We start from the raw sequence: 10729 nt of genomic DNA on the forward strand, positions 1-10729 counted from the left end.
CCGACTCAGAAACCTGAACCCGACCCATGACACAACACCCCTTCACTCAGGTGTTGCGGTCATCCCTTGAATTCGCCGCAGGAGTAACTCGGCAATGCGCACGGACAAGCGCAATTTCGTTGCAGCTTAGGCAAAGATGGGCCTGCTCAGGCAATGAGTTGGAGGTAATCGCCCAGCGGGTAAAGTCGCGAGTCCTGGAACGCTCGCAGGCGGCGAACGGAGACGACATGCCCCGAGTGGCCATACTCGACGACTACGCCCGCGTTGCCCTCGACCTCGCCGACTGGTCGCCGGTGCAGATGCGTTCGGAGATAACCGTTTTCGACCGCCACCTCGCCGAGGCGGAAGCCATAGAGATTTTGCGGCCGTTCGACGTGGTGTGCACGTTGCGCGAACGTATGGCGTTTCCACGCACCTTGATCGAGAGGTTGCCGAACCTGAAACTCATCACCATCGTCGGCAAGAGCCTGCCGAACTTGGATATGGCCGCGGCCACCGAACGGGGCATCCTGGTGGCACACTCGGACTTCGCCAGTCCGCGATTCAGTTCCGTCCGCGACGCCACCCCCGAACTCGCCTGGGGGTTGATCATCGCGACCGTGCGCCGGCTGGCAGAAGAACATCGGCGCCTGCGTGAGGGTGGCTGGCAGGCCACGGTGGGTATGACGTTGTCGGGCAAGACACTAGGACTGGTCGGCCTCGGCAGGGTCGGCAGACGCATGGCCGAATATGCGAAAGCGTTCGACATGGAAGTCATTGCGTGGAGCCAAAATCTGACCGAGGAGGCCGCGGCGGCGGTCGGCGTCCGCCGCGTCGAGAAGGTGACGCTATTCCAAGAGTCCGACGTCGTCTCCATCCACGTGGTGCTCTCGGAGCGTACGCGAGGTCTGATCGCCGGGCCAGAGTTGGCCCTGATGAAGCCCCATGCCTACTTGATCAACACTTCTCGGGGCCCGATTGTCGACGAGGCCGCCCTTATTGCCGCACTCCGGAGTGAGCACATTGCCGGTGCCGGACTGGACGTCTACGACGTCGAACCTCTTCCTCGCGACCATCCGCTGAGACTTCTGCCCAATGTGACGCTGTCTCCCCATCTGGGTTACGTCACCCGCGAAATGCTCGGCGCTTTCTACGCGGACACCGTGGAGGCCGTCGCGGCGTGGCTGAACGGCACGCCGATTCGGATTGCCAATCCTCAGGCGCGGCCGACAACCGGTTGACAACAAATGCAGCGGCGGCCATTTGCGTCGTTTGCGACACGCACCGAGTGTTGCGGAGCCATCCTCGCGGTTACTCTGGCGCACATGGCAATCGAGTCGACAATGCTGGCCCTGGGCACTCCGGCGCCGTCATTCACGCTGCCCGAGCCCGCAACCGGCGCCAGGGTCAGCCTCGAAGAACTTACAGGCCCCGCGCTCGTCGTCACCTTCATCTGTAACCACTGCCCGTACGTCCAGCATGTTGCCGCTGGGCTCGCCGCGCTCGGTCGGGACCTGGCCCGCCTAGGCGTCCCAATGGTCGGCATCTCGAGCAATGACGTCGTCACCTACCCGCAGGACGGACCCGACCAAATGGTCGCCGAGGCGCGTCGTCACGGCTGGACATTTCCCTACCTCTACGACGAGACCCAGGACGTGGCCCGGGCGTTTTCCGCGGCATGCACGCCCGACACGTTCGTGTTCGACGGTGAACGAAGGCTGGTGTACCGCGGCCAGCTCGACGACTCACGCCCGAAGAACGACCTTCCGGTGACGGCCGGCGACATCCGGGCGGCAGTCGACGCGGTGCTGGCCGGAAGGCCGGTGGACCCCGATCAGCGGCCGTCGATCGGGTGCGGCATCAAATGGCGTTGATCAGATTGGCGCTGAGCTGCGTTCAGCCGTGCGGCGCCTCCGAAATCTTGCTGTCCGGCTTGCCCACGGTCTGGCAGTAGGTCGTCACCGACAGGCGCGTCGTCGAGATCTCCAGGTTGTTCGGGTCAGCGCCGCCCTTGTCCTTGAGCATCTTGCTGATTTCCTCGTTCTGCTTCTTCTCGTCCTGCGAGGTGAAGTCCTTGCATTTGGTGTCGCCACCGGTATTGATGACCTGTGAGGCCGAACATCCGCTGAAGAGCAGCATGGCCATCGCTATCGTGGCGGGTGCAATACGCCTCATCATTCTCCTTCGTGAGTAGAGGTAGCTATTTCTTACACCGCAGCGTCGAATCCCAAACAATTTCCTCTGCGCGCCGGTAGGAGTGAGTCCACGGCAACGTACCCGAGCGCGACGGCAAGAACTGCGAACTTGATGTATGCGGCGATTTGCGCTCGCCGCGCATTGGCGGCAATGCGTGTGCGACCGAGTACCTTCAACAGCGCGACTCCCTCCACCGCGTCGCCGGCGACTGCGGGAATCACCAGAACAGGCAGCGCAGCCGGGTGGCCGCGACGAAGACGGGCGCGGTCTACCAGCAGCGCCGCGAGCGCGCCATAGGTGGCCATGTAGCCGAAGTCGAGCCACAGCGACAACCGCGCAGCGCGCTGACCCCCGCTTCCCCACCGAGCCATGATGTCTTCGGCCCGAGAGGCGTTGCCGGCCAGCTCAAATGGAACGATTCCGGGTCCGCCGGTCTGCCGCATACGGTGCTCCGGTACCAGCATCACCGCGGTATAGACGGCGAAAGCAGCTGTCGCGCATGCGAGTCGATTCTGCGCTACGCGACCGCTCATCATGTCCCATCTTTTTGACCTGGCCGGCCTCTATGGTCGCGCAGCTGGGTCGCGGAATCCACCGATCCGTTGCCGTGGGTTGAGCCGTATCGTCAAACGCGTTTGGCGGCGGCGACCGCCAGCCAATCGTCGGCGGCCAATCCACTTTTGTTCGCCGGGTCGTAGCGCCTCAACAGCGCGGAAACGTCCAGATGCTCGTCAGGCTGGAAACCGTGGGCGGCGAGTATCTCGTTCAGGCCGGCCGCGGTGAATTCGCTGCGGTACGGTTCCCCGCGCCGGGCCACCACACGGGCAACGCGGCGGGCACTTCGCCACTCGGTGCGCCCGGCGACGACACCGGTGCAGATGTAGTCGACGACCAGACGGCTGCCCGGCACACAGATCTGGGCAATGTCGCCAAGCGTCGTGTCGATGGCGCCACCGGTGAGATACGGAGTGACTCCCAGCCAAACGATCAGGCTTGCGCTTTCGGGGTCGAACCCGCTCGCGAGCAATCGCTCTCGTAGCACATCCTGCTCGAAATCGCATGGCACCCAGATTATTTCGGACGCACGCGCGGTTGGTAGTAGCCGCTCGACCACGGGCCGCTTGTGGGCCTGGGTGGTGGGCGCATCGACCTCGAAGACGCGCACCGGCGCGGTGGCACGCCGCAGGCTGGTGGTGTCGAAGCCGGCGCCCAGCAGCACGAGCTGGTCGATGCCCGCCCGGATTGCAGCCTCACATGCATCGTCGGCGTAACGCACCCGCAGCGCGATGTGGGCGTGCAGTCCGCCCCACACCCAGTCGACGAGGCGAAGCGCGGCATCGGCTGAACGTGGACGAGCCAGCATGGCCCGCAACGCCGGGTGTTCGACGAAGTGTCGTGAGTACGGATCGTCGAGGAGGCGACGGCCCGGCGGCCGCAATGTCTCTGCGGCGCGTTGGGCCGCATTGAACTGGGCGGTGAAACTTGCCGTGCGGTCAAGACGCCGGTCGGCTAGATCGACCATTCAAACAACTTCCTGACGCAGCAACCATGACGGCTTCGACCCTACGGAAAGCATCGGTTCACCGGTAAGGTCCAATTCCATGCCGGATTCGTGGACCAGTGCGGTCGGCGGAACCGACCTGCACCTCGACCTGCCGCCTGGACGAGGGCGACGCTCGGCGCTCGAAGGTGCTTTGCGCCAAGCCATTCGCGACGGACGGCTCGCGCCCGGTGAACGGTTGCCGTCTTCGCGGGCACTGGCCGAGCAGCTGGGGCTCGCGCGCGGAACGGTGGTCGAGGTGTATGCGCAACTGGTGGCCGAGGGCTACCTGCGGACCCGGCCTGGCGCGGCCACCGAAGTGGCTCACGGGCGGCACGCCCCTACCCGACTCACCGCCGAACGCGCCGGCGCGCGTGCCGTTGCCGATTTTCGCCTCGGTCGTCCCGACCTCAGCATGTTTCCCCGCGCGGAGTGGCTGCGTGCGATGCGGCGAGCGCTGCAGGTCACCGCGCACGCCGAACTCGGCCCGGCAGATCCACGCGGGTCGCCACCGTTACGCGCAGTACTGGCCGGCTACCTGGGTCGAGTACGCGGAGTGCTCACGACGAGCGAACACATCGTGATCTGCAGTGGTTACACGCAGGGACTGCGGCTGGTTTGTGACGCGCTCGCGGCCGACGGCGCCCGATCGATCGCGTGCGAGAACCCCTGTCTCCCCGATCACCGCGCAATCGCGGCCGCGAGCGGACTTGCCGTCGTTCCGCTGGATGTCGACCGCCACGGTGCCCGGCCGGAAGAAATCACCCAACCTGTCGCTGCGGCAGTCCTCACCCCGGCACACCAAGCTCCGATGGGCGCGACGCTTGACGCCGGGAGGCGCACCGAATTCGCCCAGATCGCCACCACCCGCGGCGTCTATCTCGTCGAAGACGATTACGACGGGGAGTTCCGCTATGACCGGCATCCCGTCGCGCATTACAGGGACTCGCGCCTGAGCACGTCATCTATGCTGGCAGCGCCAGCAAGAGCTTGGCTCCCGGTCTGCGGCTGGGCTGGCTGGCGTTGCCCACCGAGCTCGTCGACGCGGTGATCGAAGCCAAACGTCGGGCTGATCGCGGCACCGATGTCCTGGCGCAGCTGGCATTCGCCGAGTTGATCGAATCGGGTGCTCTAGACCGACACATCCGGCGGATGCGGCGCCGCTACCGGAATCGCCGCGACGCGCTCATCGAGACCCTCGCTCGCTATGCACCCGCGGTGTCGATCCACGGAATCGCTGCCGGGCTGCACGCCGTTATCTCGCTACCGCAACACATTCCGGAGGCCGATGTGCTCGCCGTCGCGCACCGCCGCAAAGTCGCCGTCACCGGGCTGACTCCCTTCTGGCATGCACCAGGTCACCGCGAAGGGGGAATCGTCATCGGCTACGGGACACCACTGGAACACGAATACCCGACCGCCCTCGAACACCTGGGGCGGCTCATGCGCGCCGCGACCAACACCTCCGCCGGCCGCAATACGTCGATGCCGCGAGTGTGACGTGACCCCCCGCGCGAGGTTCAGTGCGGTAGCAGGCGCTTCTTCTGCTCGTTGAATTCCTCGTCGGTGAGGATGCCCGCGTCGCGCAAGGACGCCAATTCGCGTAGTTCGGCGGCGATGCTGGTGATCGGGCCGCCGGGCGGGCTCGTTGGCGATGCCGTCGGCTCACGCGATTCCTGTGGTTCAGTCGACGTCGTCGGCTCGCTTGGCTCACGCGGTTCCCCGGGCTTGGACACTGCGGCGCCGACCCGTTCCCGGCGACCGGGGACACCGGCCCCGCCGGTTCCGGCCATCGCCCGTCCGGCCATGCTCGCGACCGCCATCTGGCCGAACAGGCTGCCGACGCCGTCTCCCGAAAGTTCCGCGGCCGCACCCGCGGTCGCGGCCGGCAACGCCAGCGCGGCGGGGCGTATCTCGGGTGCCGCCGTGGCCCAGCCCTTGGGCACCGACAAGCCGCTGATCGTCTTTGCCTCTCCCATGTTGGCCGCGAACATTGAGCCCGGATTGGTAACCACCGGAAACGAGGTCGGCGGCGCCGCTGCGGTGCCCGGCCACGGCTCGATTCCCGCCCAGCCGCTGACGATGTCGTCGGTGTGGACACCGACGTAGTAACCGCCGACGTCGTAGGGAAGAGCTATGGTGCCGACAGCAAGTCCGGCCGCACCTATCTCCGGGTCGGCGAACACTCCGCTCAGGTTCGCCAGCACGGCCAGCACATCAAGGGGGCCCAGGGGCGCGGCGGGTGCGGCCGCCGGGGCCGCGAGGCTGTTCAGGGCAGTGGGCACCGCGGAAAAGGATTGCTGCACCGTCGAGACGGCGCCCTGCACCTTGCCGGCGGAGGTGTTCAACGCCTGGGCGACCGCTTTGGATTGGCCCGTCTGGCCGCCCGGGTTGGTATTGGAAGGCGGTTCGCTGAAAGGCGTGAGGGACGCCGCCGACGCCGACGAGCCCGCATAGCCGTACATCGCCCCGGCATCCTGCGCCCACATCTCGGCGTACTGCGCCTCGGTAGCCGCGATCGCCGGGGTGTTCTGTCCCAAGATGTTCGTCGCCACCAGGTTCATCAGCAGTGCGCGATTCGCCGCGATCACGGGCGGCGGCACCGTTTCCGCGAAGGCCGTCTCGTAGGCGACAGCGGCCGCCCCGGCCTGGGTGGCGGTCTGCTCGGCCTGCGCCGCAGCGGCCTGCGCCCAGGTCACGTAGGGGTAGGCCGCCGCGGCCATAGCCGCTGACGAAGGACCCAGCCACGGCCCCGCGGTGAGCGCGGTAATCACGGACTGATACGCGCTTGCCGTCGAATGCAGCTCGGCGGCCAGCGCCTCCCAGGCCGCCGCGGCGGCCAGCATCGGCCCCGAACCGGGCCCCACATACATCCGGCCAGAGTTGATCTCGGGCGGCAGTAACGCGAAGTCCATCTCGGTTCCTCCGATCGACTCAAGGCCCCCAACGGCGCGGCTTCGAAGACGGCCTACCGGCGGCGCCGTGACGAGCGGGCCAGCAAAACCGTCATATTCCTTTGAATGCGGTATGTCATGGCGATTAACGCTTGACAAACGCGGCGCCAGCCAACTGTACAAGCCTTTGCCGCGGAAACGTGAATCTGGTGCCGGGTCGGCCCGGCGATGATTTTCGGACCCGCCGGCAGTCACACCTTTCGAACGGGGCAAGTCGACAGCATCGGAAAGTAAAGGTGGATTCCATGTCCGTAGAGCACGCAACAGCCTTGCCGCCAGTGGTCGATCACGAGACCTGGCGCGCCGCGCTCGACGAACTGCGGAAACGAGAAAAGGCGGTCACGCGCGAACTGGACGCGATCGCCGCGCAGCGGCGCCGGCTGCCGATGGTCGAGCTGCCCGACTACACCCTGATCGGTCCCGACGGACCCATCCGTCTGGTCGACGTCTTCGACGGCCGCTCGCAGCTCATCGTCTACCACCACATGTGGACCGACGGCGCGGAGTGGCAGTGCGGCGGCTGCACGGGCTTCACCTCGCAGTTCACCCGCCTGGAGTTCCTCGACAACTACGACGCCCGCTTCGTCATCGTCACCAACGGCCCGATCGAAGAGGCCCTTGCCTACCGGCGCAAGGTCGGCAACCGGATGCAGTGGTATTCGTCGTCGCAAAGCCCGTTCTCCGCCGACATGGACGCGCCGCCCGGTGGAGGTTTTGCGGTCAACGTGTTCCTGCGCGACGGCGACACGGTGTACCGCACATGGCATACGACGGGGCGCGGCACCGAGCAGCTCAGTCACTCGTTCGGGCTCATCGACATACTGCCGTGGGGTCGCCAGGAGGAATGGCAGGATTCGCCCGAAGGGTGGCCATCGCGGCCGACATACTCGGGATGGCTCGATTCGCCCGACATCGCCGCCGCCTACGGCCCCACGGACAAGTAGGACAACGCATGACCGCGTGCAGAGAACGTTACGTCGCAACACGCACCATCGCCGCCACGCCGCAAGCGATTTTCGCCCTCCTCGCCGATCCCTCCCGTCACCGGTGCACCGAGCCTGGCGACTGGGTTCGCGATGCGGTGGACACCGCGCCGATCACCGGCGCCGGACAGGTTTTCGCGATGAACATGCATTTCGCCCCTGCCGGCGGTGACTACGTCACATACAACCTGGTCAACGTGTTCGAGGAGAACCGTGCCGTCGGCTGGATGCCCGGGGTGCTTGACGACGCAGGTAAGCCCTCTCCGGGCGGCTGGTTCTGGCGCTACGACCTCGCTCCCAACGGGACCGGCACCGATGTCACCCTCACCTACGACTGGACGGCTACGCCGCAGGAGTTCCGCGACAGGATCGGTCAGCTGCCCCCATTCCCGGAGGATTACCTGGCGGCGTCGCTCTTGGCTCTGGAGCGGTCGCTTATCTCTTCGTCATGAACGGCGATTGCTGAGCGTTCGCTTATCGCATCGCGCCGGCTCGTCTGTCGGAAGGCTGGCTCGCCGTGAGATCCCGAGTCGCCGGGCCTTCCAACAGCGTGCCGTCCGGCGCGAACCGCGACCCGTGCAATGGGCATTCCCAGGCCTTGTCCGCGTCGTTCCAGTTCACGATCCCGCCCAGGTGCGGGCACACCGGTGACACACGATGCTCGGTGCCGTCGACCCGGCATCTGGCTTCCAGGTGCCACGGCGGTCCGCTCACCACGCCACCCTCGTCCTGCTGCGGGCTGCGCCGGCCGGTGCGAATAGCCGGGGTGATCCAGCCTTTGGTCAGGTTGAACCCGACCTCGAGGTTGGCCTGCACCGCCGTTGGGATACCCGACAACTCGTGCGGGCTCCAACTTGCGAACGCGCGGGACCAGTCCATGCGCCCGCCCACGATGCGGCTGGACAGCGCTAGCGCCGCGGCGGCGCCGTTGGTCATGCCCCACTTGTTGAATCCCGTTGCCACGAAGATGCTTTCGTTGCCCGGCAGGATCGGTCCGACATAGGGCAGCTGGTCGATCGGGGTGTAGTCCTGGGCCGACCAAAAGTGGGTCTGCATTGCCCCGGGGTAGTGCTTGCGCGCCCACGACGCCAGCTCATCGAGCGCCTTGGACGGGCTTTTCTCGCGGCCAACGGTGTGGCCGGCGCCGCCGACAAGCAGTCGCTCACCATCGCCGAACGGCGCGTAACGCACCGAGCGGGTCGGCGAGTCGGTGGAGATCATCATCGGTCTGGTGATGCTGCCTTCGGGCACCTTGAAGGCGAAGCAGTACGAGCGGCTGGGCTTCACGCGGGCGAAATAGCCGCCCCGGTCGAGGATCGGGATACCAGTGGCCAGGACGATCTGCGACGCTTCGATCTCGATCTCTTGCCGGGGAGGTGTATTGACTTGCGCGCGAAGAGTTTTCCCCTTACTGGACACCCGCCGCACCCGGGTGTGCTCGACCAGCCGTCCGCCCCGCTTGAGCAACTCGACGACCAAAGAGTCCAGGAAAGGCATCGGGTCGAACTGCGCTTGGTCGGGCAGCCTCACCCCGCCGTGGTAAGGGAATGGCACGTCGGCATCATCTTCCCAGGTGACCGGCAGGCCGACGGCTTGGCACGCAGCCAGTTCGGCCCGCGCCGACAACACGCCCTTGCGCGACTGTGCGTAGGTGTAGGCATCCTCGCGCTGCACCGCCACGCCGTGGGTCTCGCAGTGGTCGAGCACCCACTGTTGACCCTCGCGATTCCCCTCCACGTAGGCGCGGGCTGTGCCGGTGCCGTGTCTGGGCAGGATCTTCGACATATGGCTGCCCTGCAGCAAGCTGATCTTCGCGGTGGTGTTCCCGGTGGCGCAGGCACCAACGGTGCGCGCCTCCAGCACCAGAACGTCCTTGCCCGCCCGCGCCAGCAACACCGCAGTAATCAGCCCGGTGATTCCGGCGCCGACGACGATGACCTGGGCGGATTGAGGTTGTTCGTCGGTCTGGTCTGCGGTCCAAGCTGGTTCGGGTCGATCGGCAAGCCATAGAGAAGTCACAGCGGGCTAGTACCCCGGCGGGCCACCGGGAAACGTGACCGGTAACCAGCTACGCCCGCTCACGCCCGCCTCAACTGCGCTTTCGCCTCTTTCAACGACTCCGCGGCGGCGCGACTGCTCTGTCGTGCTTTGTCGTAGCGGTGTTCGGCGCCTTTCAGTTCGCGCTCGGCATTTCGCAGGCTCGCCAGTGCGTCGTCCCGGCGTCGCTGAGCGGCAGTGCATTCGGCTTCCCGCTCGGACAGTTCGTCGTCCGCGTGCGCCTTGGCGCGCTCGGCGGCGGCTACGGCATCTCTAAGCTTTTGCAGCTGCCGTTCCGCTGCCTCTGCCTTGCGGTCGCGCGGCGGCTCGCCCCGTTTCGGTCGGGGCGGCCTGGCCGGGGCAGTCGCCTTCGGTGTCGTCGTACCTTCGCGAACGGATTTCGCCACCGGCACCGCATCGCCGAACGTGCCGAAGCCCGACCACCGCTCGGGTTTGCTCAATCGGCCAAGGCGCTCCCTGACGTCGGGGTCAGCGATCGCGGCCTGCAGTGTGCCGGTCAGGTCGTCACGCAGCGCAGCCGAGGGGCTTTTCATGCCGGCCTCCTCGAGAGCGGCCCGAGCGAGCTCGTTGATCAGCCGGTGCTGCTCGGCGGACAGGTCCCGAATCGCATCGCCGTCCATCGACGCGTGCGCCGCGCGCAATCGATCGCCGAGGTCGGTAAGCCGCTCTTTGGTGTCCTTGCGTTGCAGCGCCAGCCGGTTGACTACCCAGGCCGCCGTGGTGGGCTTGCGCGCCGCAGAGATCCGTTGCGCGGCCTCTGCATCACCGCGACCCCTGGCCGCGGCGGCCAACTCGGTGCGCCGTGCCGTGAAAGCATCCGGCGGTTCCGAATACAGACTGTCGAGTTCGTCGTCGGCCATGACGCCATGATCGCGCGCTCACCCCTGCCTTGGTGTGAGGAACGGCTCGGTTTCGGCGCGAACGTCCCCGGCTATTTGAAGCGGCGAATTCAAGGGATGACCGCAACACCTGAGTGAAGGGGTGTTGTGTCATGGGTCGGGTTCAGGTTTCTGAGTCGG

Annotated in this window: 12 protein-coding genes; 6 read left to right on the forward strand and 6 right to left on the reverse strand. The window is 66.3% G+C overall.

Features of this window, described 5'->3' with window-relative positions:
• Positions 1 to 227: 227 nt before the first annotated feature.
• Together A5791_RS06275 and A5791_RS06280 are read left to right on the forward strand one after the other, a co-directional pair.
• Positions 228 to 1220 (forward strand): D-2-hydroxyacid dehydrogenase family protein, encoded by a 993-nt coding sequence (locus tag A5791_RS06275; protein ID WP_067232920.1) that lies wholly within the window; start codon positions 228 to 230, stop codon positions 1218 to 1220.
• 84 nt (positions 1221 to 1304) lie between these two features.
• Positions 1305 to 1853 carry a thioredoxin family protein gene (locus tag A5791_RS06280; RefSeq protein ID WP_067232923.1) on the forward strand — a complete coding sequence of 183 codons (549 nt, stop codon included), beginning with the start codon at positions 1305 to 1307 and terminating at the stop codon, positions 1851 to 1853.
• A 22-nt stretch (positions 1854 to 1875) separates the two neighbouring features.
• On the opposite strand, the gene A5791_RS06285 is transcribed toward A5791_RS06280, so the two are convergent.
• From A5791_RS06285 to A5791_RS06295, 3 genes are all read right to left on the reverse strand, one after another.
• Positions 1876 to 2157 (reverse strand): hypothetical protein, encoded by a 282-nt coding sequence (locus A5791_RS06285; protein ID WP_067232894.1) that lies wholly within the window; start codon positions 2155 to 2157, stop codon positions 1876 to 1878.
• A 29-nt stretch (positions 2158 to 2186) separates the two neighbouring features.
• Positions 2187 to 2708 (reverse strand): hypothetical protein, encoded by a 522-nt coding sequence (locus A5791_RS06290; protein ID WP_156661037.1) that lies wholly within the window; start codon positions 2706 to 2708, stop codon positions 2187 to 2189.
• 92 nt (positions 2709 to 2800) lie between these two features.
• Positions 2801 to 3697, reverse strand: a complete 897-nt coding sequence (locus A5791_RS06295; protein WP_067232901.1) for an SAM-dependent methyltransferase — start codon at positions 3695 to 3697, stop codon at positions 2801 to 2803.
• Positions 3698 to 3776: 79 nt separating this feature from the next.
• Between A5791_RS06295 and A5791_RS06300 the strand changes: the two genes are divergently transcribed.
• Entirely contained in the window at positions 3777 to 4766 is a 990-nt protein-coding gene (locus tag A5791_RS06300) for a PLP-dependent aminotransferase family protein (RefSeq protein WP_231995816.1), read from the forward strand.
• Positions 4706 to 5215, forward strand: coding sequence for an aminotransferase class I/II-fold pyridoxal phosphate-dependent enzyme (locus A5791_RS27080; RefSeq protein ID WP_231995817.1), 510 nt, complete (start codon positions 4706 to 4708; stop codon positions 5213 to 5215). The genes A5791_RS06300 and A5791_RS27080 overlap by 61 nt, the downstream gene beginning before the upstream one ends.
• A gap of 20 nt (positions 5216 to 5235) precedes the next feature.
• On the opposite strand, the gene A5791_RS06305 is transcribed toward A5791_RS27080, so the two are convergent.
• The gene (locus A5791_RS06305; protein WP_067232903.1) at positions 5236 to 6630 is read right to left on the reverse strand and encodes a PPE domain-containing protein; all 1395 of its coding nucleotides are present in this window, start codon (positions 6628 to 6630) and stop codon (positions 5236 to 5238) included.
• 284 nt (positions 6631 to 6914) lie between these two features.
• Here A5791_RS06305 and A5791_RS06310 point away from each other — a divergent pair, with 284 nt between their 5' ends.
• Entirely contained in the window at positions 6915 to 7613 is a 699-nt protein-coding gene (locus tag A5791_RS06310) for a DUF899 family protein (RefSeq protein ID WP_067232907.1), read from the forward strand.
• Between the two features lie 8 nt (positions 7614 to 7621).
• On the forward strand, positions 7622 to 8104 hold the full coding sequence (locus A5791_RS06315; protein WP_067232910.1) for an SRPBCC family protein: 483 nt from the start codon (positions 7622 to 7624) through the stop codon (positions 8102 to 8104).
• A 22-nt stretch (positions 8105 to 8126) separates the two neighbouring features.
• Here the strand turns inward: A5791_RS06315 and A5791_RS06320 are convergent, their stop codons facing one another.
• Positions 8127 to 9671 carry an FAD-dependent oxidoreductase gene (locus tag A5791_RS06320; protein WP_067232913.1) on the reverse strand — a complete coding sequence of 515 codons (1545 nt, stop codon included), beginning with the start codon at positions 9669 to 9671 and terminating at the stop codon, positions 8127 to 8129.
• A 59-nt stretch (positions 9672 to 9730) separates the two neighbouring features.
• A complete protein-coding gene (locus tag A5791_RS06325) occupies positions 9731 to 10570 on the reverse strand; it encodes a hypothetical protein (RefSeq protein ID WP_067232916.1) in 840 nt (279 codons plus the stop codon).
• Positions 10571 to 10729 lie beyond the last annotated feature (159 nt).

This window comes from Mycobacterium sp. 852002-51163_SCH5372311 (genome assembly GCF_001667115.1).
GTDB lineage: Bacteria > Actinomycetota > Actinomycetes > Mycobacteriales > Mycobacteriaceae > Mycobacterium.

What these genes read in the sequence shown, in the direction of transcription:
- A5791_RS06285 (WP_067232894.1), bottom strand. Translation starts at nt 2,157, where the DNA reads ATGATGAGGCGTATTGCACCCGCCACGATAGCGATGGCCATGCTGCTC.
- A5791_RS06325 (WP_067232916.1), bottom strand. Translation starts at nt 10,570, where the DNA reads ATGGCCGACGACGAACTCGACAGTCTGTATTCGGAACCGCCGGATGCT.
- A5791_RS06280 (WP_067232923.1), top strand. Translation starts at nt 1,305, where the DNA reads ATGGCAATCGAGTCGACAATGCTGGCCCTGGGCACTCCGGCGCCGTCA.
- A5791_RS06295 (WP_067232901.1), bottom strand. Translation starts at nt 3,697, where the DNA reads ATGGTCGATCTAGCCGACCGGCGTCTTGACCGCACGGCAAGTTTCACC.
- A5791_RS06300 (WP_231995816.1), top strand. Translation starts at nt 3,777, where the DNA reads ATGCCGGATTCGTGGACCAGTGCGGTCGGCGGAACCGACCTGCACCTC.
- A5791_RS06305 (WP_067232903.1), bottom strand. Translation starts at nt 6,630, where the DNA reads ATGGACTTCGCGTTACTGCCGCCCGAGATCAACTCTGGCCGGATGTAT.
- A5791_RS06315 (WP_067232910.1), top strand. Translation starts at nt 7,622, where the DNA reads ATGACCGCGTGCAGAGAACGTTACGTCGCAACACGCACCATCGCCGCC.
- A5791_RS06290 (WP_156661037.1), bottom strand. Translation starts at nt 2,708, where the DNA reads ATGAGCGGTCGCGTAGCGCAGAATCGACTCGCATGCGCGACAGCTGCT.
- A5791_RS06310 (WP_067232907.1), top strand. Translation starts at nt 6,915, where the DNA reads ATGTCCGTAGAGCACGCAACAGCCTTGCCGCCAGTGGTCGATCACGAG.
- A5791_RS06275 (WP_067232920.1), top strand. Translation starts at nt 228, where the DNA reads ATGCCCCGAGTGGCCATACTCGACGACTACGCCCGCGTTGCCCTCGAC.